Genomic DNA, 22,699 nt, shown 5'->3' on the forward strand with positions numbered 1-22,699 from the left:
CACACTCAAGCCGCCGACATCGCCAGCGGTGTCTCGGCCTTCCTTGTCATTCCGGTAGCGAAACGACGCTCGAGATAGCCGGCATAGAGCGATAGCGGCCAGCACAGCGCGAAGTAGATGATCGACACCGTGCCGAACACCAATACCGGCTGGAAAGTCACGGTGTTGACCTGCGTGGCGGCGCGGGCGAGCTCGGTCAGCCCGATCAGCGAGGCGATCGACGTCGTCTTGACGATCTGCACCATGAAGCCGACCGTCGGCGGCAGCATCAGCCGTACCGCCTGGGGAATGACCACCAGCCGCAGCGTCCTGACAAAACGGAAGCCGAGCGCTGTCGCAGCCTCCCATTGTCCCTTGGGGATAGCCTCGATGGCGCCGCGGAAGATCTCGCCGAAGAAGGCGCCGCCATTGAGCGAGAAGGTCACCGCCGCAGCCGCCCACGGGTCTGGCCTGTAGCCCAGGAAGGATGACCCGTAATAGGCCATGAACAGCTGGATCAGGATCGGCGTGCCCATGAAGAACTGAATGTAGCCGGCAGCCAGCCAGCGCAGCGGTCGCGCCGGCGCCACCCGGATCGCCGCCACCACGAGGCCGATCAGGCCGCCGCCGGCAAAGGCGATCAGCGCCAGAAGGATCGTCCAGCGTGTCGCCAAGAGCAGGAACATCAGTTCGTTGGGGCCGAAATCGCGCAGGCTCATGGCTCAGACCTTCCAGCGGAACACGAGCTTGCCGATGCCGGCGAAGAGCAGGCTGGCGGCCTGCACCAGCACGAAATAGATGATGGCGATGATAATGTAGACCTCGAAGCTCCTGAAGGTCTGCATGACAAGGTTGTTGGCGACCGCCGTCAGTTCTTCCGCCGCGATCGCGCCGACGATCGAGGTGCCCATGATCTGCAGGATGAACTGCGCCGAAAGCGACGGGTAGACCGCGCGCGCCGCCGGCACCAGCACGACATGGCGGATGATGCGGTAGCGGCTGAGGCCGAGCGACTTGGCCGCCTCGATCTGCCCCTCCGGGACGGCTTCGATGCCGGCGCGCAATATTTCGGTCGCATAGGCGCCGAGATGGATCGACAGCGCGACGACGGCGGCCGTGTTGCTCGACAGCTTGAAGCCGAACAGCGGCAGCGAGAAGAAGACGAAATAGAGCTGGATCAGAAGCGGCGTGTTGCGGATCAGCTCGACATAGGCAGCGATGAGCCACGACACAAAGCGCGGCCCGAAGCTGCGGCCGACGGCACCGAGCACGCCGATGGCGGTGCCGAACAGGATCGACAGTGCCGCCAGCTGGATGGTCTTTTCCAGGCCGCGCAGCAGCAAGTCGAGATGGACAAGGATCGGGCCGAATTGCAGGGCGGTTTGCATGGCATCCCGTCACGAAGGTCAAGGTAGCGGGGACCGATCCAATGCCGGTCCCGCGCGGGAGCGAAAGATCAGAAGACCGGCAGCACCGGCAGTGGCTGGTTGCGGTATTTCATCGATAGCGCGTCGAGCGTGCCATCCGCCTTCATGGTAAACAGCCAGGTGTTGATCCATTGTCGCAGATTGTCGTTGCCCTTGGCGACGCCGATGCCGAAGTAGTAGGTCTTCAGCACGTATTTCTGCTCGAAGGCGCCGCCGTCTTGCGCTTTCTTCAGATAGATTTCGCCATAGTCGCCGCCGCCCATGGCGTCGATCTGGCCGGAAATCATGGCCTGCATCAGCGCCGGCTGGTCGTCGAAACGCAGGATTTCGATGCCCGGATTGGCCGCTGCCGCAGCGGTCAGCAATCCGTCCGGCGCGGTGCCGCGGGTCAGCCCCACCTTCTTGCCGACCAGATCGGCATTGCCTTTGATCGCCATGCGCTTCGGCGCGATGACCACCGCCGATTGCCCGGCATAAGGGATCGAGAAGTCGATCTGGATGGCGCGTTCCGGTGTTATCGAGAAGATCGAGATTACGGCATCGACCTGCTTGGTCAGCAGCGCCGGGATACGGCCGGGCGAGGTGACGGTAACGAATTCGACCGGCACGCCGAGCGCCTCGCCCATCTTGTTGGCGACGTCGATATCGAATCCGGCCGGCTTCAGATTGGCATCCAGAAAGGCATAGGGCGGCGTGGTCGTATCGATGGCGACGACCAGCTTGCCGCGCGCGATGATCTCGTCGACCGATTGCGCCAAAGCGGTCGACGGCAACAGCGCCGACAGCGCCAGAACCAGGCCGGCCAGCAAGGCGCCAACCCCCTTCAAGACATTCCGCATGTTTTCCTCCCCAGGCATTTTGTGTACGCCCCTCCCATCAGATTCGTCGGCGGCGAGGCGCAAACAGCCCGACGATGCACGGCAAGACCTCATGTCTTGCCTGTTGGGCTCCTCCCAATATAATTATAATATTATAATCTTTGGTGATTGTCTATGCGCTGAAGCATGGGCAAGCCAATTGGTCGTGGCGGGACCCAACGAGGCCCCCACCATCTGGAGGTGTCGATCAGAAAACCGGCAGTACCGGCAGCGGCTGGTTGCGGTACTTCATCGACAGCGCATCCAGCGTTCCGTCGGTCTTCATGGTGAACAGCCAGGTGTTGATCCACTGCCGCAGATTGTCGTTGCCCTTGGCGACGCCGATGCCGAAATAGAAGGTCTTCAGCACGTATTTCTGCTCGAAGGCGTCACCATTCTGCGCCTTCTTCAGATAGATCTCGCCATAGTCGCCGCCGCCCATGGCATCGATCTGGCCCGACACCATCGCTTGCAGCAGCGAGGAATAGTCGTCGAAGCGCAGGATCTCGATGCCCGGATTGGCTTCGGCGGCCTTGGTCAGCAACCCGTCCTCGCCGGTGCCGCGCGTCAGGCCAACCTTCTTGCCGACCAGGTCGGCGACACCCTTGATGCCGGTGCTTTTCGGGGCGATCACCACCGCCGACTGGCCGGCATAGGGGATCGAATAGTCGATCTGGATGGCGCGCGCCGGGGTGATCGAGAAGATCGAGATCACCGCGTCGACCTGCTTGGTCAGCAAGGCCGGGATGCGGCCGGGCGAAGTGACGGTGACGAATTCGACCGGCACGCCGAGCGCTTCGCCCATCTTGTTGGCGACCTCGACGTCGAAGCCGGTTGGCTTCAGATTGGCGTCGAGAAAGCCGTAGGGCGGCGTCGTGGTGTCGATGGCGACGACCAGTTTGCCGCGCGCGATAATATCCTCGACCGACTGTGCCGAAGCGATCGATGGCAACAGCGCCGCAATCGCCAGCACGATGCCGGCCAGCAAGGCACCGGCCCCTCTCAGGAAAGTCCGCATGTTTTCCTCCCATGCATTTTTCTGGCGCCTTGCGTCGATATCGTTCGAGCGGGGCGCACTCGCCGCCCGAGGATTTGAAACAGATCGATCTCGCTGCCGACATCCCTTGCAAACCAGGGACGCAGCGTTCCTCCGCGAGTTATAATGGTATGCTATTATAATGTTATTCGCCTGTCCATGAGTGTTCAGGCAGCCTTTTTCATCGCCTTGGTAACCGTAAGTGCTGGCAGAAACGTGCCTCTCTCGGCGCACCTCTTGGGCACGGCTACCGATCATCTGAATCATGAGCACTGCTGATGCCTGCAAGGCATCGAGCCGCATGGTCGCCGCCGTTATCGACCGGTCTGGCGTGCCGCGCGGCGAACGCTTTGCAGCAGGATGGCGAGGCAGCCGACCAGCAGCAGCGCGCCGCCGATGAGCGGCGGCAATGCCAGCAGCTTCACCGCCGCCACGATGGCGGCCACCAGCACCAGCGCCAGCAGCGCCAGATTGCCGTCATCGACGAACATGCCGAAGAATTCCCTGGCGACAAGACGAATGGCATTCATCGGGCGAGCCCTCCAGCGGCCGCGGGGTAGGTGCTGCGCAGCCAGCGCACCATGGCAAAGGACGCCAGCGCGACAATGGCGAAGATGGCGAGCAGGGCGAGATCTGCGCCCGGCCAGTCGGCACCGATGCCCTCGCCGGTCCAGAAGATGCCGAAGCTGGTCAGCATCAGCCCGACCACGAATTTCAGCGCATTCTCCGGCACACGCGCCAGCGGCCTGTGGACCGCCAGGCCGACGAGCATGACCAGGACGAAGGCCGCCAGCGCGCCCAGGCTGGCGTAAAGCGTTTGCCCGTGAGCCGCGCCGACGGCAATGACGATGAACACCACCTCGACGCCCTCGAGCAGCACCGCCTTGAACGAGGCCAGTCCGGCGAGGTAGTCGGCACGACGGTCGTTGGCCTGCTGGTGCAGCGCGGCGGTCTCCTTGGAGAAGGCCGCCGCCTCGTCATGCAGGGCGATGACGCCGACGCTGCGCAGGATGGCCTTTCTTAGCCAGCGCATGCCGAAGAGGATGAGCAGGACGCCGACGACGAACTGCAGTGTGGAGATCGGCACCAGTGCGAGCAGCGGTCCGAACGCCAGCACCAGGGCCGCCAGCACCGCCAGCGCCAGGGCGGCGCCGGTCAATGCCGGGCGCCAGCTGCGCGTCACGCCGACCGCAAGCACGATGGTGAAGGCTTCGACGACCTCGACGAAGGAGGCGAGAAATGCCGCCGTGACTGTCGAGAGTATGGGTGTCAGCGTCTGCATCAGGGCTTCCTGTCCTGTCTCGTCCGGCCCGAAGCTTCCGGCGGAATCCCGGGAAGGGAGGCCCGAAATCACATATATGGTCCGCACCACATAGCGCTCCGGGAGCCGCGGGAAAGCAAGTGAGCGCCACTGGGCGGCGCTTCGAGACAATCGAGCCGCACACCGCGGCTGCAGGATGCGCGCTTAGATCATGCCTGACATGTCGGAGAAGGCCATTGCCTTGCGCAGCAGCTCGGCGAAACGTTCGCCGGCAACCTCGCGTTGGCCGCTGTTGTCGATCGAGGTGACGCCGGGGCCGGACAGGGTGACGTTGGCGCTGCGCGCCAGGCGTGCCAGCACTTCGCCGCGCGACTCACGGCCACGCATCGCCAGCCGCTCGGCCAGCACATCAGGCGAGGCGGTGATCTCGACAATGGCCAGATTGGCATAGCGCTCGCGCAAGGTGGGGATGATCGCGCGTGACACATTGGCGACGGCGACATGGCCATTGGCGACCGACCAGTCGACATCGGCAGGCAGACCATAGCGCAAGCCGTGCGCTTCCCACGAGATGGCGAAGGCGCCGTCGGCCTCGGCCTCGACAAAGGCCGCGTCGGCCAGCGTGTCGTGATCCTCGCTCGCGGCATCGCTCGGCCTGGTGATGACGCGGCGGACGAACTCCAGCCGGCTCTCTTCGGCGAAGAGCGCGCGGGCGTAGCCGATCACCGTGTCCTTGCCGGCGCCACTAGGCCCCACGACAGCGACAAAGACGCCGTGGCGGATCGGAAACGTCTCGGCGGACAGCTCACGCTCGATCAAGGCCGACACCATCATGCGACCCGGCGTCCCTGCCGCCAGACGGTGCGCACGACCGGAACATGGTCGTCGACACGCACGCGCACCAGGTCGGCGCGGCGGCCCTGTTCGATGATGCCGCGGTCGGTGAGGCCAACGGCTTCCGCCGGGTTCTTCGAAACCATGGCGACCGCCTGCGGCAGCGAAATGCCTTCGACCATATCGCCGAGGAAGAAGGCCGACTGGATCAGGCTGAACGGAATATAGTCGGATGACAGGATGTCGAGCAGGCCGTCGCTGGCCAGCGTGCGCGCAGAGACATTGCCCGAATGCGAAGCGCCGCGCATGACGTTGGGCGCGCCCATCAGCACGCCGAGCCCCGCGGCCTTCGAAGCGCGCGCCGCTTCCTCGGTGGTTGGGAACTCGGCGACGCGCACACCTTGCTCGATCGCCTCGTCGACATGGCCCGACGTGGCGTCGTCATGGCTGGCGAGCACGATGCCGCGCTCCTGGCAGGCAGCGGCGATCACCGCGCGGTTCGGCGCCGAATAGCGCGCCGATTCCGCCATCCGCTTCTCGCAGAACAATTTGAAGTCGCGGTCGGTCAGCTTCAGCTTGCGCTGGTAGTAGTAGGCATAGGTTTCGAGATTGACGAACTGACGCTGGCCGGGCGCATGGTCCATCAGCGAGGCCAACTTGACCCGGTCGTCCTGATCGAAATTGGCGAATGCCTGCAGGCAGTCCGGCGCCGAAACCTCGCAACGCAGATGCAGGAAATGATCGGCGCGCAGACGGTCCTGCGCGACGCTGTCCTCGATTGCATCGGCCAGCTTGCGGATATCGGCCAAGGTGAGATCGGCGTCCTCGTCCATGCCGACGCGCAAGGCGTCGAGCACGGTGGTGATGCCGGCCGTCGCCACCTGCGCGTCATGGGCAAGCACCGCGGCGATCGGGTTCCAGCGTACCTTCGGCCGTGGTGCGTAATGCCCCTCGAGATGGTCGGTGTGCAGTTCGACCAGCCCTGGAATGACATAGTCGCCGCCCATGTCCTCGCCGGTGCGGGCAGCACCGGCATCGATGCCGGCGATGAAGCCGTCGCGCAGCACCAGCGACCCCTCGACGATCTCGTCGGCAAGCACGATACGGGCGTTGGAAAGAACGGTCTCGGCGGTCATTTTGGGCAGTCCTTGATCATCTGGGGCCGGAATTGTTCAGGCGATTTTTCTGGCCGGTCGGCGTCCCAGTGCGTGCTGGGAAAGCACCATGAACGGCGCCCCGGGTTCGGTTTCGACAAACAGCGTCAGCGCGTCCACCAGCACAGGTTGTTGCAGCACTTCGGCGAACAGGCTGTCGATTGCTAGGCGAAGACGAGGGCTTTCCTGTGGCCCGACCCGACCCGACAGCGTCATGTGGAAGCGAAAGGTCTCGAAGACATAGGGGTAGCCCCACTGGCAGAGATTGCGGAACTCGGTCGGCTTCAGCGAATCGGGGCTGCGCCGCTCGATCTCGGCCTCGGTCAGTGGCGCGCGAAAGCGGTCGAAGTCGCGCACGACCTCGTCGGCGAAGCGGTTGAGCGAAGGCAACGGTCCCTCAGGAACCAGCGCGAAGAAGCTGTCGATCTGACTGACGACGAGCCGCGGTATCGTCACCACCGGCGTCGCCTCGGCAAAATGGTCGAGCCCCGCGCGCAGCGAGGTCTCGCTCTCGTTGGCCGCAAGGCGGAAGGGCGCTTTCAGCGTCGCGTGGAAGCCATAGCGGCGGGCCGAAGCGGTGTGGAAGGCAACTTCCGCCGCCGCCAGATCAGCCACGGCCTCAACCGGCCTTGTCGCCGCGCCGAACGGGTCGCGGCCCAGCCAATTGGCGGCAATCCGCGCCAGCGGTTCGTCCTGCCGGGGAGTGAAATAGATGGCATAACGCATGGGAAGTCCTCGTCAGATCCGTTGCCATAGGTGATTTCCATGACGGATTGACGAAGCTTTGAAGGGTTTTCGAAGGCAAATCGAGCCAGGCGGTCCTTAGCCGACGATTTTTTCAAGCTGGACCAACAACTTCAGCCGGCGCCACCGCAACGATCAGGTCTTCATCAACCATTCGTGCTCCGGGGCATTGTGGAATTTCCACGTCCGCTTCGGCCCGGCCATGACGTTGAGATAGTAGAGATCGTAGCCATGGCAGGCGGCGCAGGGGTGATAACCCTTGGGCACCAGCACGACATCGCCATCCTCGATCGCCATGGCTTCGTCCAGCGCGCGATGGCCGTTCTTGTCGGCGTCGGTGTAGACGCGCTGGAAGGCAAAGCCCTGCGGCGGGTTGAGGCGGTGATAGTAGGTTTCCTCGAGATAGGATTCATCAGGCAGATTGTCCTGGTCGTGCTTGTGCGGCGGGTAGCTCGACGTATGGCCGCCGGGCGTGATGACCTCGACCACCAGCAGCGAGTCCGCCGGCTTGCCTTCCGGCAGGATGTTGGTGACGTAACGCGTGTTGGTGCCCTTGCCGCGCACCTCCTGGCCGAGATCGTCCGGCCCGATCACCCGAACCGGCAGGCCGCCACCAAGGCCGGGCGCCGAGCACACCGCGAGTTCCAACTCGGTATCGGCCGTTACCGACCAGTCCGATCCCTCGGGAATATAGACCGACCACGGCTTGCCTTCGAAGGGTGACATGCGTTCCCCGAGCAGGCCAAGATCCTTGCCACCGGCTTTCGCGGCACCCTTGCCGGTGACGAACACCAGGCAGACCTCGCGATCGTCCGTCTTTCCCGAGGCGCTTTCGCCTGGTTTCATCCGATGCAGGTCGAAGCCGACATAGGTCCAGCCAGCGCTTTTCGGCGTCACATGGGCGATGCGGCCATGGCCCTTGTCCGCCTTCACGAGCAGCTTCGACATGCCTTACTCCTTCGGTTCGGGCTCGGCCGTCGCCTTGTTCTCCTCGGCCGGCTTGTACAGATAAAAAAACTGCCAGACGCCATAGCCGGCGAAGCCGAGCGCGAGGACGCCCCAGAACGGCGTGCCGGTGGCGAACTCGATGATCGACCAGATGACGCAGACCGCGACGACGGCAACACGCCGCCACAAGGGCCGGAAGAAGGGGTGCTCGGAATCTTTCATCGGGCCAATCTACAGCAACCTGGCTCGCCGTGAACCCATCGCGTCAGGCATTCGGAAAACCCTGGGTCTCCACCGTGTAGCCGGCGGCCGTCATCACCCGCATCAGCTCCTTGTGGCCGACCTGCGCCATCTTGAGCGGCGGGTTCTTCTTCGGGTCCTGCTCGGCCTCGACCACGAACCAGCCCTCATAGCCATGGTCGGCGAAGCGCTGCACGATGGCGCCGAAATCGAGCGAGCCATCGCCCGGCACGGTGAAGGCGCCGAGCGCCACGGCGTCTAGGAAGGACTGTTTCGTGCGGTCGAGCTTGTCGATCACGTCCATGCGCACATCCTTCACATGGACATGGCTGATGCGCTTGTGGTGGTTGTCGATGGCGCGCAGCACGTCGCCGCCGGCAAAGGCCAGATGTCCCGCATCCAGCAACAGCGGAATGCCTTCGCCGGAATGGCGCATGAAGGCATCGAGTTCCGGCTCGGTCTCGACCACCGCCGCCATGTGGTGGTGATAGGAAAGCGGCATGCCTTGCTCGGCGCACCATTCGCCGAATTCGGTCAGGCGCCTTCCATAGGCCTTCATTTCGTCACTGGTGAGTTTCGGCTTGGTGGCGAGCGGCTTCGAACGGTCGCCCTGGATCGAGCGGCCGACCTCGCCATAGACGATGCAAGGCGCATTGACCGCCTTGAACAGGTCGATCATCGGCTGGATGCGGTCCTTGTTCTTGCCCATCTCCTCATCGACCAGCGTTCCGGAAAACCAGCCGCCGCACAGCGTCACGTCGGCTGCCTTCAGGATCGGCAGCATGACGGCGGGGTCGTTGGGAAAACGCCGGCCCATTTCCATGCCGGTGAAGCCGGCCGAACGCGACTGGCGCAGGCACTCCTCCAGCGACACGTCATCACTCAGTTCCGCAAGATCGTCGTTCCACCACGCGATGGGGGACATGCCCAGTTTGGCTTTCAAGTCGTCACTCCAGATTGGAACAGTTCATTCTTTGGCCGCTGGCGCCGCCCCTCATCCGCCTGCCGGCACCTTCTCCCGTATAGGGACGGGGAGAAGGGAGCTCGCATCAATCGCCGACGCTCTGCATCCGGCGCTTCTCGTCATAGGCCTTGCGCGCCGCGTTGACCTGCGGCCGCGCCGAGACTTCCGGCACCGCCACGTCCCACCAATGGCCGCCGGCATCGGTGGAAACCAGCGGATCGGTGTCGATGACCACAACGGTGGTGCGGTCGTTCTTCTTGGCCTTTTGCAGCGCGTTTTCGAGCCCGGCGATCGAGGGTACTTTCTCTGATATCGCGCCCAGGCTCGCCGCATGGACGGCGAAGTCGACATCGGGCAGGATCTCGTGGCGCGCGTCCTTCAGGAGATTGTTGAAATTGGCGCCGCCGGTCGCCATCTGCAGCCGGTTGATGCAGCCATAGCCACGGTTGTCGAGCAGCACGATGGTCAGCTTCAAGCCGAGCATCACCGAGGTTGCGATCTCGGAATTCATCATCAGGTAGGAGCCGTCGCCGATCATGACGACGACCTCCTGCTCGGGCTTGGCCATCTTGGCGCCGAGCCCGCCGGCGATCTCGTAACCCATGGTGGAGAACCCGTATTCGCCATGGTACGAGCCGGGCGCGCCCGCCTGCCAGAGCTTATGCAGTTCGCCCGGCAGGCCGCCCGATGCATTCAGCAGCGTCACGCCGGAGCCCATGGCCCGCTGCACGGCACCGATCACCTGTGCGTCGGACGGGAAAGCGGCATTGGTCGACGCTGTCACCTTGGCCGCCTCGGCCTGCCAGGCCTTCTTGCCGGTGGCCGCATTGCCGGTCCAGGCGGCAGGCGCCTTCCAGCCCTTCAGCGCGGCACCGAGTTCAGCGAGCCCCTCGGCCGCATCGGCGACCAGCGGCAGCGCCCGGTGCTTGCCGGCATCGAAAGGCTGGACGTTCAGCCCAATGATGGTCTTGCCGGAATTCTTGAACAGCGCCCACGAGCCGGTGGTGAAATCCTGCAGGCGCGTGCCGATGGCCAGCACCACATCGGCTTCTTCCGCAAGCCGGTTGGCCGCCGAAGTGCCGGTGACGCCGACCGCCGCCATGTTGAGCGGATGATCGTCCGGCAGCGAGGATTTGCCGCCTTGCGTCTCGCAGACCGGAATGCCGGCGCCTTCGATGAATTTCGCTAGCTCGTCCGAAGCCTGCGAATACAGCACGCCGCCGCCGGCGATCACCAGCGGCTTCTTCGCCCCCTTGAGCGCCGACACGGCCGTCGCCAGTTCGCCACGGTCAGGGCGTGGCCGGCGCTGGTGCCACAAGCGTTCGGCAAAGAAGCTCTCGGGATAATCATAGGCCTCGGCCTGCACATCCTGGCAAAGCGACAGCGTCACGGGCCCGCAATCGGCCGGATCGGTCAACACCTGCATGGCACGGCTAAGTGCCGGGATGATCTGCTCAGGCCGGGTGATGCGGTCGAAATAGCGTGACACCGGGCGGAAGCAGTCATTGACCGTTGCCGTGCCGTCGGAAAAATCCTCGGCCTGCTGCAGCACCGGGTCGGGGATGCGGTTGGCAAAGACGTCGCCGGGCAAAAACAGGACGGGCAACCGGTTTACATGGGCGAGGGCTGCCGCCGTCACCATGTTGAGCGCGCCGGGTCCGATCGAAGAGGTTGCGGCCATGAAGCGGCGCCGGAAATTGGCTTTGGCATAGGCGATCGCCGCATGCGCCATCGCCTGTTCGTTGTGGGCGCGGAAGGTCGGCAATTCGTCGCGCACCTGGTAGAGCGCCTCGCCGATGCCGGCGACATTGCCATGGCCGAAGATCGCCCAGACACCACCGAAGATCGGCACCTTTTTGCCGTCTACCTCGGTCATCTGGCGGGACAGGAAGCGGGTCAGCGCCTGCGCCATCGTCAGACGGATTGTCTTGCTCATTGTGTTTCCTCCGCAGTCCTTGTGCCGCCTTCTTATGCCGCCTTGCGTCCGCGCGCGGCAAGCCACGCCTCGGTCAGCTGTTCGAAGCGCGACGCCATGTCGGCGACAGCCTCGTCATCCGACATCCTGCCGGCCAGCCACTCCTCGGCCGCGTGGACGAATATGGTGCGGCCGACGGCAAAGCCCTTGACGATGGGTGCCTTGGCGGTGGCGGCGAAAGCCGCTTCCAGTTCGTCCTGCGGCGCTTCCAGGCCAAGCAGCACGATGCCGCGGCACCACGGATCATGCTTCAGGATCACCGCTTCGATCCTGGCCCAGGCGCCGCTCGATGCCTGTGGCTCCAGCTTCCACCAGTCGGGCTTGATGCCAAGCGCATAGAGTTCCCCCAGCGCGCGCGGAATGGTGGTGTCGTCGAGCTTGCCGTGCTTGCCGGCGATGATCTCGATGAGCAGTTCCCGGCCGACTTTCCGTGCCGCCTCGAACAGCGCGCGCAGTTTCTGCTGCTGTTCTTCCTTGAGCGCCGCCGGATCGTCGGGATGATAGAAGCACAGGCATTTGATGCAGTGATCGACCGGCCATTCCACCAGTTGCGAGCCGATGTCCTGCGAGAACTCGAAGCGCAGCGGCCTTGAGCCCGGCAACTCGACGGGACGGCCAAGCCAGGCGAAGGGGTGCCTGGCGAATTCAAACATCGCCTCACGGCCATGTTTCTCGTCGATCAGCATGCCGTAGCCGTCACGGCCTGCGGCGACCTTGGCCGCCGCCTTGACCGCCAGAACCTTGAAATCGCGGATGCGCGCGTCATCGGCGCCGGCCTTGGCCGCCACGTCCTCGAGCTGCACACGGTGGTCGCAGGCGAGCGCCATCAGCGAGGGGATGTCGCGCCGGCGGGTCGTTGCCCAATGGATGTGGTTGATCGCCTCGTCCTTGCGCAGGGCCCGGTGTTTGCTGCCGTTCTTGAGAAAGAACTGCAACTCCTCGAAGGTCGGATATTCCGGCGCGCACAGCAGCCGCGACACCGCGAACGCGCCGCAGGCATTGGCCCAGGTCGCCGCTGTCGCATGGTCTTCCCCACCCAGCCAGCCGCGCAGGAAGCCGGACATGAAGGCGTCGCCGGCACCCAGCACATTGTAGATCTCGATCGGGAAACCCTTGCCGACGATGCCATCTTCCAGATCGTCGCTGATCGGTCCGTCATAGACGATGCAGCCCATGGCGCCGCGCTTGAGCACGATGGTGGCCGAGGACAGCGCGCGGATCGTCTTCAGCGCGCTCAGGCAGTCGTCTGCGCCCGAGGCGATCATGATCTCTTCCTCGGTGCCGACGATGAGGTCGCAATCGGGCAGCACCGTTTTCAGCTGGGCCGAGACGCGGTCCGATTTGACATAGCGCTCGAAGCCTTCGGCATGGCCGGCAAGGCCCCACAAATTGGGCCGATAGTCGATATCGAAGACAACCTTCCCGCCCTTGGCCTTCATGACGCGGATCGCCTTGCGCTGGGCGGCGTCGCTGTTGGGGCGGGAAAAATGCGTGCCGGTGACGACGATCGAACGCGCCGAAGAGATAAACGCCTCGTCTATATCCTCCGGCGCCAGCGCCATGTCGGCGCAGTCGCTGCGATAAAAGATCATCGGCGAGACGCCTTCGCTCTCGACCGAGAGCAGCACCAGAGCCGTCAGGCGCTCCTTGTCCGTCTTCAGGCCGTCGGTGCTGACGCCTTCGCGCTTGAGCTGTTCGCGGATGAAGCGGCCCATCTGCTCGTCGCCGACGCGCGTCAGCAGCGCCGAGCGCAGGCCGAGCCTGGCCGTGCCGACCGAGATGTTGGCCGGGCAGCCGCCGACCGACTTGGCGAAGGAGGTGATGTCCTCCAGCCGCGAGCCGATCTGCTGGCCATAGAGGTCGACGGAAGCGCGGCCGATGGTGATGACGTCGAGCGGCGCCTGTCTTGAATCCACGGCTTCGCTCATTGGAACCTCCCATCGGTCTTGTTGTCAGGAACAACATTTGTTTGGGTAACACGCGCGAGCGGCAGCGTGGTGCCAGGAATATGAAATAATAATTCCAATCCATAGTCAATATGGAATGAGCATTCCCGGACCGAAAAGTACGGAATCATGATCCCCCGGTGGAGGCATGGGAAGCAAGAGCCAGCGCCCGATTTTGAGACTGGCCCGAGTCCAGCGACAGGCTCAGGCCTTGCGCTTGCGGCTTGCGTCGCGCCGTTTCTCACCAACGCCGACGGTCAGCGCCATGGCCAGCGCCATCGTCGCCGACAGCGAACGGAAGCCGGCGAAGTCCGCCTCGGCAACCTCGAACCAGACCCTGGCGAACTGCGCAAGCGGTGAGAACGAACTGTCGGTGATGGCAACGATCGGCACGCCCTGTTCGGAGATGGTGCGTGCTTCCTCGATGGTGGCCGGCGCATAGGGCGAGAAGGAGATGGCGATGACGGCGTCCGCCGGCGTCGCGAAGCCGACCATTTCGGCATTCAGGCCGGCGGCTGATTCGATCAGCTGGTTGCGGATCTTCAGCTTGCCCAGCGCATAGGCGATGTAGGTCGCCACCGGGTAGGAGCGGCGCTTGGCCAGCACGTAGATGGTCTGCGCTTTTGCCAGCAGCGAAATCGCGTCTTCCAGATGCGCGTCATCCAGCGTGCGGGAAATGTCGTTGAGCGAGGTGCTGGCGGCGGCGACGAATCCGTCGAAGATCGCGCGATGGCCGGCGCCGCCCTCGGCCTTGGCGCGCAAGGCCTGCAACCGTTCATCGTAGGACGAGTTGCGCTCACGTAGCCGCTCTCGGAACACCTGCTGCAGGCTGGTGAAGCCGTCGAAGCCAAGCTGCTGCGCGAACCGGATCAGGGTCGATGGCTGCACGCCGGCCGAAGCGGCGATGCTGGCGGCGGTGCCGAAGGCGATGTCGTCGGGATTGTCGAGCGCATAGGCGGCGATCTGCGCGATGCGTTTCGGCAGGGTTTCGCGACGATCGAGGATCGTGGCGCGCAGCGTCTCGAAGTCGCGAGGTACCCGTTCGTCCATCGTCGGCCCGTCCAAGCTTGTCCAAGGCGTGTCAACGCGCGTTAGACCGTTTGATTCCATACATGTCGGTGTCCCAAAACCGCTGCGCACTTCTGGGCGACATGCATTGGAAGCGTCCTCTCTGCCCCATCATAGCGAGCCTGTGCAAGAACGCCATAAAAAATGAGGCAGACATTCCATTCCGAGAAAAAATGGATTAATTCATCCACGCGGTGCTTCAGGCAGCGGAGAGATGGAAAATGGTTGGCGTCGGTCTTATCGGCACGGGCTTCATGGGCAAATGCCATGCCATCGCGTGGAGTGCCGTCGGCGCCGTCTTTCCGGACGTGGCCAAGCCCAGGCTTGTCCATCTTGGTGAGGTCAATGAGGAGTTGGCCCAGCGCAAGGCCAGGGAGTTCGGCTTTAACAAGGCCTCAGGCGACTGGCGCGCTGTCGTCAACGACCCGGAAGTCGACATCGTCTCGCTGACCACGCCCAACCAGTTCCATCCGGAAATGGCCATCGCCATTCTCCAAGCCGGCAAGCATTTGTGGTGCGAAAAGCCGATGGCGCCAAGCTTTGCCGAGGCAGAGGCGATGGCGGCCGCGGCGAAGACATCAGGCAAGATCGCGGCGCTTGGTTACAATTACATCCAGAGCCCGGCCATCCGCCACATCGGCGCGCTGCTCGAGGAGAAGATCATCGGCGAGGTCAATCATCTGCGCATCGAGATGGACGAGGATTTCATGGCCGATCCCGAAGCGCTCTTCTTCTGGAAGCACGAGGCCGCCTCCGGCTACGGTGCGCTCGACGATTTCGCCGTGCATCCGCTGTCGCTGGTCTCGGCACTGTTCGGTCGCGTCTCCAGCGTCATCTGCGACATGGCCAAGCCCTATGCCGACCGCAAGCTGGCGGCCGGCGGGCGCCGCGCGGTCGAGACCTATGATATCGCCAGCGTCTTGATGCATCTGGAAAACGGCATTGCCGGCACGCTTCAGGTCAACCGCTCGGCCTGGGGCCGCAAGGGCCGCATCGCCATCCAGATCTTCGGCTCCAAGGGGTCGATCCTGTTCGACCAGGAGCGGATGAACGAAATCCAGCTCTATGTCACGTCAGATCGCCCGACCGAACAGGGCTACCGCACCATCCTGATGGCGCCGCACCACAAACCCTACGACGCCTTCCTGCCGGCGCCCGGGCACGGTCTCGGTTTCAACGACCTCAAGATCATCGAGTGTCACGAATTGCTGACGCGGCTTGCCGGCAGACCGGCAAGGCTCATCGAGTTCGCCGAAGGGCTGGAGATCGAGCGCACCGTGCACGCCATGGCGCGCTCGTTCCAGGAAAAGCGTTGGGTGGATGTGCGGTAATACAAGCGCGCCTCAGCCGCCGGCGGCCGGGGTTTCCCAGCCGTCGACCCAGATCTGCCGCAAGCGGTCGCCTTCGCCCTTGAAGCGCAGCCCGGTCGGCTGGCAATCCTCGATCCGGTCGCTGCGGAAATTGCGGATGGCTTGCCGCAACTCGCACCAGGCGACGATGTTAGCGGTCTCGGCATAATAGATGAGCGCGATCGGGCGGACGAGGCGCTCGGAGGCGCGGCCCATTTCGTCGCGATAGGAGAGATCAAGCTTCTCCTCGTCGCGGATGGCGCGGCGCACCAGCGCCAGGTCGATCGTGCCGGCCGAGGGCGCGGCGAAACCCCAGGCATGCAGCGCATTGGCGTCGAAGGTCTGGCGCAGCGGCGGCGGCACCGCGCCGGCGATCTTGGCGCTGACACGTTTGGCCGCCTGTTTGAGTTCGTCGTCGCCCGTGCGCTCCAGCAGGGCCAGCGACAGGACGATCGCCTCCATCTCCTCGATCGAAAACATCAGCGGCGGCAGGTCGAAGCCGGGGCGCAGGATATAACCGATGCCGCGCCCGCCCTCGATCGGCACGCGCATCGCCTGCAGCGCGGCGATGTCGCGATAGATCGAACGGATCGTCACTTCCAGCCGCTCGGCAATCATGGCCGCCGTCACCGGCTGCCGCGCCAGCCGCAGGATCTGAATGATCTCGAACAGGCGTGACGCCTTGCGCATTTTCCTCACCCGGCTTCGACCCAACTGACACACCATTGTCAGTTGGGTCGACCTATAGGACTGCCTATCGAATTGAAAATCAACAGGTTCCGCTGCGGCTTGGTGGAACGAGGCGACAGGCAACTGACATGGGTTACGCGGAAAATCTCTGGCTTTTCTTTATTCTCCTGTTCGGCATCATCATCGTTCCGGGCATGGACATGCTGTTCGTGCTGGCCAATGCGTTGACCGGCGGCCGCGACAGGGGGTTGGCCGCGACCGGCGGCATCATGGTCGGCGGCATGGTGCACACGCTGAACGGCGCGATCGGCGTCGGGCTGCTGATGCATTTCGTGCCGGTCCTGTTCAAGCCGCTGCTGATCGCCGGCGCCGCCTACATGGCCTTCATCGGCATCTCGTTGATGCGCAGCTCCATCACCGTCGGTCAGGACGGGCCTGCCGGCAGCCGCTCTGCATGGAAGGCGTTTCGGCAGGGGCTGGTGACCTGCCTTGTCAATCCGAAGGCGTATCTGTTCGTGCTTGCCGTCTACCCGCAATTCCTGAAGCCGGACTACGGCCCCATCTGGATACAGGCAACGGTGATGGGGCTGATGACGGTGCTGACCCAGGCCGCGATCTATGGCGGGCTCGCGATCACGGCTGGCCGCAGCCGCAACCTTCTGATCGCCAATCCACGGGCGACCACTCTTGCGGGCCGGGCGGCCGGCCTGTTGCTCTTCGCGGTCTCGGTCTTCACCGCTTGGGAAGGGCTGAGGGCGGCGTGATCCCCGGCTGAAACGGGAACCGCCGCCCTGCCTTGTCTCTGGCCAGATCAGGCGGCTCCCTGACGGTTCTCCAGCATGGCACGGCGAGCCGAGCGGCGCCATTCGACGGCACCGGCCAGGCCGTGCAGCACGGTCTCGGTGGTCGCCCAGTCGATACAGCCATCGGTGATGCTCTGGCCGTAGACGAGAGGCTTGCCAGGCACGACGTCCTGCCGCCCTGCGACGAGATTGCTCTCGATCATCAAGCCGATGATGCGCTCGTCGCCCGCCGCGACCTGGCCTGCCACGTCGGCCGCCACCTTGGGCTGGTTCTCCGGTTTTTTGCTCGAGTTGGCGTGGCTGACATCGATCATCAGCCTTGGCGCGACGCCGATGCGGGCGAGTTCGACCGAGGCCGCCTCGACGCTCGCCGCGTCATAATTGGGCTGGACGCCGCCGCGCAGGATGACATGGCAGTCCTCATTGCCGGTGGTGGTCGCGATGCCGCTGCGTCCGCCCTTGGTAACCGCCATGAAATGGTGCGGCTGGGCAGCGGATTTCACCGCCTCGCCGGCGATCCTGAGATTGCCGTCGGTGCCGTTCTTGAAGCCGACCGGGCAGGACAGGCCCGACGCCAGCTCACGATGGATCTGGCTCTCGGTCGTGCGCGCGCCGATCGCGCCCCAGGCGACGAGGTCGGCAATGTATTGCGGGGTGGTCATGTCGAGGAATTCGGTCGCCGCAGGCAGGCCGAGATTGTTGACGGCCGAGAGCACATTGCGCGCCATCCGCAGCCCCTTGTCGATGTTGAAGCTGCCGTCGAGGTCGGGATCGTTGATCAGCCCTTTCCAGCCGACCGTGGTACGCGGCTTCTCGAAGTAGACCCGCATGACGATCTCGAGCCGGTCGGCCAGGGTCTCGCGCAGCGCCGCCAGACGGCTGGCATAGTCAACGGCCGCGACCGGATCGTGGATCGAACAGGGGCCGACGACGACAAGCAACCGGTCGTCGGACCCGTTCAAGATGGCGTGGATCGCATTGCGTGATGCGCTGACGGTGCGCGTCGCCGTCAGCGTGCGCGGGATCTCCCGCATCACCTGGTCCGGCGTGCTCAGTTCTCGGATTTCCTTGACCCGAAGGTCGTCTGTGGTGGTCAACACGGCTTTCTGCTCCTGTTAGGAGACCTGCCGGCTGAAACAAAAAAGCCGCCAGGTCTGGCGGCTGTTCGGATGTTGTTGCTGCAATCTTCAGATCGAGCGCAATCCTCCCGCCGCCAGCGAGCTGCTAAAGTACCAATACGTGGCGGACAGGTGGATCATGCGGCTCTTATAGTCGATGCGGAGGCGTTTGTCACGTGCCTGATGGCTGTCAATTCCGGTAGGCCGAACCCTCGCGATTTCGCCATCCCTGAGCGAAGCTCCGTCGCGGAGACCCTGGGATCCATTCCGCGACCTCAGTCGAAGGGTGCAGCGGAGCAGAATTCTGCACCGCGGCGGCGCTCAGGAGTCCCGGCATGGATCCTCGGGTCTATGCCGCGTTGCTGCGCTCCTTGCTCCGCCCGTGGATGACGAAGTGATCGGCGTTTCCGCCGGACCGTCGGCCCTACTCCGGTGACGACCCCGCAACGCTCTGGTCGTAGTCGACCAGCGATCCGGTCATGACCCCCGATTGCGGGCTGACCATGTAGCTGATCAGCCGGGCGAGCTGGTCCGGCTTCACCAACTGGCCCATCGGCTGCGCGGCTTCGGCCTTCGCCAGCCAGTCGTCCGGGGCGTCATGCCATTTCTTCTGCACGATGTCCTCGCCCTCGGTGTCCATCCAGCCCGGCAGCACCGCGTTGCAGCGGATGCGGTTGAAACGATAGGCGTTGGCGACGTTCTTGGTCAGCGTCATCAGCGCGCCCTTGCTGGTCGAATAGGGCGTCAGGAAGGACTGGCCGGTATGTGCCGACATCGAGAGCACGTTGACGATCGAACCGGGAGCCTTCTTCTCCAGGAGATGCGCCACCACGCCCTGCATCAGGAAGAAGGGCCCGCGCACATTGGTGTCGAAGATCGTGTCGAACAGCTCTTCCGATGTTTCGACGAGCGAGCCGCGCGCCGACGTCGCAGCGGCATTGACCAGCGCGTTGATGGTGCCGAAATGCGAGAGCGCGGTCGCCACCGCGCGCTTGCAGTCGGCCACCTTGGAAACGTCGGCGCTGATGAAGATGGCGTCGACGCCCGACTTCTTGAGGGTGGCGACGGCCTTGTCGCCCTTCTCCTGAGAGCGGCCGATAAGCGCCAGTGCCCGGCAGCCCTCGTCGGCGAGTGCCTCGGCGACGGCGAAGCCGATGCCTTGCGCGCCGCCGGTGACTATGGCGCGCGTTTTCGAATTGCGATCGGCGGATGTGCTCATCGCCCTGCTCCTGTAGTTGGGATCCGAATTCCGGTACTTACTTGTCGAGGCGGACGGTCTTGCCCGTCGTCGCCGATTTCAGCGCCGCGTCCGCCAGCTTCAGCGCCACCAGGCCATCGGCGCCGCTTGGCGCTGCCTTCTTGCCCTTCGTCGCGGCCGTGATGAAGGCGGCTATCTCGTTGGCATAGGCGTCGAGATAGCGGGTCATGAAGAAGTCGTGCAAAGGCGGGCGGGTATAGCCCTTCTCGTTGGCCAGTTCGATCGACACCGGCCGCTGGTTCTCGGCCGCTATCATGCCTTTCGAGCCATGCACCTCGATGCGCTGGTCGTAGCCATAGGTGGCGCGGCGCGAGTTCGAAATGATTGCCTGCTTGCCGGACGCGGTTTCCAGGATGACGCTGACGCTATCGAAATCGCCGGCCTCGCCAATTTTCTTGTCGACGAGCACCGAGGCGTGCGCGCTGACCGCCACCGGCTCCTCGCCGAGCAGGAAGCGCGCCATGTCGAAATCATGAATGGTCATGTCGCGGAAAATGCCGCCCGAACGCTTGATGTAGTCGACTGGCGGCGGGCCGGGATCGCGCGACGTGATGGTGACCATCTCGACCGTGCCGATGGCGCCGTCGTCGATGGCCTTGCGCACGGCGGCGAAATGCGGATCGAAGCGCCTGTTGAAACCGACCATCAGCGTCGCCTTGGCCTTCTCGACCACGGCCAGGCACTTCTCCACCCGCTTGACGTTCAGGTCGATCGGCTTCTCGCAGAAGATCGCCTTGCCGGCCTTGGCGAAACGCTCGATCAGATCGGCATGGGTGTCGGTCGGCGTGCAGATCACGACGGCGTCGATGTCTTTGGATGTCTCGATCGCATCGATGGTGCGCACCTCGGCGCCATAGGCGCTCGCCAGCTCTTTAGCCGCCTTCTCGAAGGCATCGGCCACGGCCACCAGTTTGGCCTGCGGGTTGGAGCCGACGGCACGGGCATGGACCTTGCCGATGCGGCCGGCACCGAGGAGGGCGAAGCGAACAGTCATGGATATTTCCTCTAGGGGTGGGTTCGAGAGAGTTGTGTCCCGACCTTTCTTGTCGGGAAAGGTGGCAAGGCTATTTTCCTGGCGCGGCGGATCGTCCCGGAACCGGGAGACCACGCCCGGCCTCAAGCCGCGAGTTCCGCCTCTCCGGTCTTGGCGCCGGTGATGTAGGAGACGATGTCCTGGCCGTCGGTGTTCTCCTTGCGCAGATTGGCGACGATGCGGCCGCGCCGGAAGACGACGATGCGGTCGCACAGGTCGAACACCTGGCGCATATTGTGGCTGATCAGGATCAGCGGCTCGCCATTGTCCTTCAGCGTACGGATGATGTTTTCGACCTGCGCCGTCTCCTGCACGCCGAGGGCCGCCGTCGGTTCGTCCATGATGATCAGCTTGGAGGCGAAGGTCGCCGTCCTGGCGATCGCCACGCACTGGCGCTGGCCGCCCGACATGTGGCGGATGGTGTTGGAGAGATTGGGGATTTTCACCGCCGTGCGGATCAGTGCAGCCTCGGTTGCCTTGCGCATGTATTTGCGGTCGAGGATTGAGAACGGCCCGAGATTGAACAGCACCTTTTCGCGGCCAAGGAACAGGTTCGACGGCACGTCGAGATCATCGGCCAATGCCAGGTTCTGGAACACGGTCTCGATGCCCGCCGTGCGCGCTTCGATCGGCCCGGCAAAATTCACTTCCTTGCCATCGAACCAGATCTGGCCGCTGGTGCGCTGCTCGACCGCGGTGATCTGGCGCACGAATGTCGATTTGCCGGCGCCATTGTCACCCATGATGGCGACATGCTCGCCCTTGCGCAGCTCGAAGTTGGCGCCCTCGAGCGCATGCACGCCGCCATAGCGTTTGGTGAGGTTTTCGGTCTTCAGGACGATGTCTGACATGGTCAAGCCCTCAATGCCCGCAGGCGTTGGCGCCACTGGTCGAGAACGACCGCGCCGACGATGATCACGCCCTTGACCATCTCCTGGTAGTAGGCGTCGAGGCGCAGGAAGGTGAAGCCGGAGATGATGACGCCGAAGATCAGCGAACCGATCACCGTGCCGATGATCGAGCCGCGGCCGCCCGACAGGGAGACGCCGCCGATGACCGCCATGGCGATGGCGTCGAGTTCGTACATCACGCCCATGCCGGCCTGGGCGGTGAGGTTCTTGGAGGAGAGCACCACGGCGGCGAGCGAGGCGAGAATGCCGGCGATGACGTAGACCAGGATCTTGTGGTTGGCGATCTTGATGCCGGACATGCGCGCGGCGTCCTCATTGGAGCCGATCGCATAGCAGTGCTTGCCGTAGCGGGTGTAGGTCAGGATCAGTTGGAACAGCACCGCCAGCGACAGGAAGATGATGACAGGCATCAGACCCTTGCCGATCGCGGCGAAGCTGTCGGTGGGAAACGAGATCGGTTGGCCCTTGGACCACCATTTGGCGATGCCGCGCGCGGTCACCATCATGCCGAGCGTGGCGATGAAGGGCGGAATGCGCGTGTAGGCGATCAAGGCGCCGTTGACGAGGCCGGCCAGCAGGCCGCAGCCGATCGCGACCAGCAGCGGCACGATCACAGGCAGGTCGGTCCAGCCTTGCGCCAGGAACATCGCCTTGGGATTTGGGTTGCCGTTGACGGTTGCCACCTGGGCGAAACTCATGGCGATCATGGCGGTGGCGCCGACAATCGAACCCGAGGACAGGTCGATACCTCCGGTGATGATCACCTGCGTCACGCCGATGGCGATGATGCCGACGATCGACACCTGCAGGATGATGATCTGCAGGCGCGCCTCGTTGAAGATGCCGCCGACGTCGCTGCGGGTGTTGAACAGGAAACTGTCGCCGAGAAAGACCCGGCCGATCACTTCAAAGGCGACGACGAGGATGACAAGCGCCAGGAAAACATTGAGCTCGGCCGGCCATGCGCGCTTCTTCGCATCGTAGGTGAGCCCTCCGACGCCATGGGATGTCTGTGACAATCTTCTATCCTCCGTCAGCCGCGGTCGTTCCTCGATCGCCTTCAGGCGCTGAGGGAAAGAGGAGCGGCGCCTTCTTTGGCGCGAA

23 protein-coding genes are annotated in these 22,699 nt (G+C 63.9%); 2 read left to right on the forward strand and 21 right to left on the reverse strand.

Annotation, left to right across the window (positions count from 1 at the left end; all coding sequences use genetic code 11):
- Nucleotides 1–5: 5 nt before the first annotated feature.
- The 15 genes from AC1VON_RS06160 to AC1VON_RS06230 form a co-directional block, all read right to left on the reverse strand.
- Nucleotides 6–698, reverse strand: coding sequence for an amino acid ABC transporter permease (locus tag AC1VON_RS06160; protein WP_483120971.1), 693 nt, complete (start codon nt 696–698; stop codon nt 6–8).
- A gap of 3 nt (nt 699–701) precedes the next feature.
- The gene (locus AC1VON_RS06165; RefSeq protein WP_483120973.1) at nt 702–1,367 is read right to left on the reverse strand and encodes an amino acid ABC transporter permease; all 666 of its coding nucleotides are present in this window, start codon (nt 1,365–1,367) and stop codon (nt 702–704) included.
- 68 nt (nt 1,368–1,435) lie between these two features.
- Nucleotides 1,436–2,245 (reverse strand): transporter substrate-binding domain-containing protein, encoded by an 810-nt coding sequence (locus AC1VON_RS06170; RefSeq protein WP_483120974.1) that lies wholly within the window; start codon nt 2,243–2,245, stop codon nt 1,436–1,438.
- A 226-nt stretch (nt 2,246–2,471) separates the two neighbouring features.
- Nucleotides 2,472–3,281: a transporter substrate-binding domain-containing protein gene (locus tag AC1VON_RS06175; RefSeq protein WP_140770451.1), complete on the reverse strand. Its 810-nt coding sequence runs from the start codon at nt 3,279–3,281 to the stop codon at nt 2,472–2,474.
- A 332-nt stretch (nt 3,282–3,613) separates the two neighbouring features.
- Entirely contained in the window at nt 3,614–3,829 is a 216-nt protein-coding gene (locus AC1VON_RS06180) for a hypothetical protein (protein ID WP_172347441.1), read from the reverse strand.
- Entirely contained in the window at nt 3,826–4,581 is a 756-nt protein-coding gene (locus tag AC1VON_RS06185; protein ID WP_483120977.1) for a COG4280 domain-containing protein, read from the reverse strand. The genes AC1VON_RS06180 and AC1VON_RS06185 overlap by 4 nt, the downstream gene beginning before the upstream one ends.
- A gap of 183 nt (nt 4,582–4,764) precedes the next feature.
- Nucleotides 4,765–5,394: a phosphonate metabolism protein/1,5-bisphosphokinase (PRPP-forming) PhnN gene (phnN, locus tag AC1VON_RS06190; protein WP_483120979.1), complete on the reverse strand. Its 630-nt coding sequence runs from the start codon at nt 5,392–5,394 to the stop codon at nt 4,765–4,767.
- Nucleotides 5,391–6,530 (reverse strand): alpha-D-ribose 1-methylphosphonate 5-triphosphate diphosphatase, encoded by a 1,140-nt coding sequence (locus AC1VON_RS06195; protein ID WP_172347438.1) that lies wholly within the window; start codon nt 6,528–6,530, stop codon nt 5,391–5,393. Before AC1VON_RS06195 ends, phnN begins: the two co-directional genes overlap by 4 nt.
- Nucleotides 6,531–6,566: 36 nt before the next feature.
- Nucleotides 6,567–7,274 carry a DUF1045 domain-containing protein gene (locus AC1VON_RS06200; protein WP_172347437.1) on the reverse strand — a complete coding sequence of 236 codons (708 nt, stop codon included), beginning with the start codon at nt 7,272–7,274 and terminating at the stop codon, nt 6,567–6,569.
- Between the two features lie 153 nt (nt 7,275–7,427).
- Entirely contained in the window at nt 7,428–8,240 is an 813-nt protein-coding gene (gene iolB / locus AC1VON_RS06205; RefSeq protein ID WP_483120980.1) for a 5-deoxy-glucuronate isomerase, read from the reverse strand.
- A 3-nt stretch (nt 8,241–8,243) separates the two neighbouring features.
- Entirely contained in the window at nt 8,244–8,462 is a 219-nt protein-coding gene (locus tag AC1VON_RS06210; protein ID WP_172347435.1) for a DUF3329 domain-containing protein, read from the reverse strand.
- A 43-nt stretch (nt 8,463–8,505) separates the two neighbouring features.
- Complete coding sequence (gene iolE, locus AC1VON_RS06215; protein ID WP_172347434.1) at nt 8,506–9,423, reverse strand: myo-inosose-2 dehydratase; 918 nt, start codon at nt 9,421–9,423, stop codon at nt 8,506–8,508.
- 106 nt (nt 9,424–9,529) lie between these two features.
- A complete protein-coding gene (gene iolD, locus AC1VON_RS06220) occupies nt 9,530–11,380 on the reverse strand; it encodes a 3D-(3,5/4)-trihydroxycyclohexane-1,2-dione acylhydrolase (decyclizing) (RefSeq protein ID WP_483120983.1) in 1,851 nt (616 codons plus the stop codon).
- 32 nt (nt 11,381–11,412) lie between these two features.
- The gene (locus tag AC1VON_RS06225) at nt 11,413–13,347 is read right to left on the reverse strand and encodes a bifunctional 5-dehydro-2-deoxygluconokinase/5-dehydro-2-deoxyphosphogluconate aldolase (RefSeq protein ID WP_483120985.1); all 1,935 of its coding nucleotides are present in this window, start codon (nt 13,345–13,347) and stop codon (nt 11,413–11,415) included.
- Nucleotides 13,348–13,569: 222 nt separating this feature from the next.
- On the reverse strand, nt 13,570–14,415 hold the full coding sequence (locus AC1VON_RS06230; protein ID WP_056568825.1) for a MurR/RpiR family transcriptional regulator: 846 nt from the start codon (nt 14,413–14,415) through the stop codon (nt 13,570–13,572).
- 239 nt (nt 14,416–14,654) lie between these two features.
- Between AC1VON_RS06230 and AC1VON_RS06235 the strand changes: the two genes are divergently transcribed.
- Nucleotides 14,655–15,764, forward strand: coding sequence for a Gfo/Idh/MocA family protein (locus AC1VON_RS06235; RefSeq protein WP_483120988.1), 1,110 nt, complete (start codon nt 14,655–14,657; stop codon nt 15,762–15,764).
- Between the two features lie 12 nt (nt 15,765–15,776).
- On the opposite strand, the gene AC1VON_RS06240 is transcribed toward AC1VON_RS06235, so the two are convergent.
- Nucleotides 15,777–16,472 carry a helix-turn-helix transcriptional regulator gene (locus tag AC1VON_RS06240; RefSeq protein WP_483120990.1) on the reverse strand — a complete coding sequence of 232 codons (696 nt, stop codon included), beginning with the start codon at nt 16,470–16,472 and terminating at the stop codon, nt 15,777–15,779.
- Between the two features lie 128 nt (nt 16,473–16,600).
- On the opposite strand from AC1VON_RS06240, the gene AC1VON_RS06245 reads away from it, so the two are divergent.
- Nucleotides 16,601–17,236: a LysE family translocator gene (locus AC1VON_RS06245; protein ID WP_172347428.1), complete on the forward strand. Its 636-nt coding sequence runs from the start codon at nt 16,601–16,603 to the stop codon at nt 17,234–17,236.
- Nucleotides 17,237–17,283: 47 nt separating this feature from the next.
- On the opposite strand, the gene AC1VON_RS06250 is transcribed toward AC1VON_RS06245, so the two are convergent.
- The 5 genes from AC1VON_RS06250 to AC1VON_RS06270 all read right to left on the reverse strand — a co-directional run bounded on the left by AC1VON_RS06250 (nt 17,284) and on the right by AC1VON_RS06270 (nt 22,614).
- Entirely contained in the window at nt 17,284–18,375 is a 1,092-nt protein-coding gene (locus tag AC1VON_RS06250) for a 3-deoxy-7-phosphoheptulonate synthase (protein WP_172347427.1), read from the reverse strand.
- A gap of 442 nt (nt 18,376–18,817) precedes the next feature.
- A complete protein-coding gene (locus AC1VON_RS06255; RefSeq protein WP_483120993.1) occupies nt 18,818–19,612 on the reverse strand; it encodes an SDR family oxidoreductase in 795 nt (264 codons plus the stop codon).
- A 37-nt stretch (nt 19,613–19,649) separates the two neighbouring features.
- Entirely contained in the window at nt 19,650–20,645 is a 996-nt protein-coding gene (gene iolG / locus AC1VON_RS06260; protein WP_172347425.1) for an inositol 2-dehydrogenase, read from the reverse strand.
- A 122-nt stretch (nt 20,646–20,767) separates the two neighbouring features.
- Nucleotides 20,768–21,535 carry an ATP-binding cassette domain-containing protein gene (locus AC1VON_RS06265; protein WP_027040720.1) on the reverse strand — a complete coding sequence of 256 codons (768 nt, stop codon included), beginning with the start codon at nt 21,533–21,535 and terminating at the stop codon, nt 20,768–20,770.
- A gap of 2 nt (nt 21,536–21,537) precedes the next feature.
- The gene (locus tag AC1VON_RS06270; RefSeq protein WP_140770395.1) at nt 21,538–22,614 is read right to left on the reverse strand and encodes an ABC transporter permease; all 1,077 of its coding nucleotides are present in this window, start codon (nt 22,612–22,614) and stop codon (nt 21,538–21,540) included.
- Nucleotides 22,615–22,699 lie beyond the last annotated feature (85 nt).

The sequence above is a fragment of the Mesorhizobium sp. HAY1-8B genome, from assembly GCF_056868045.1.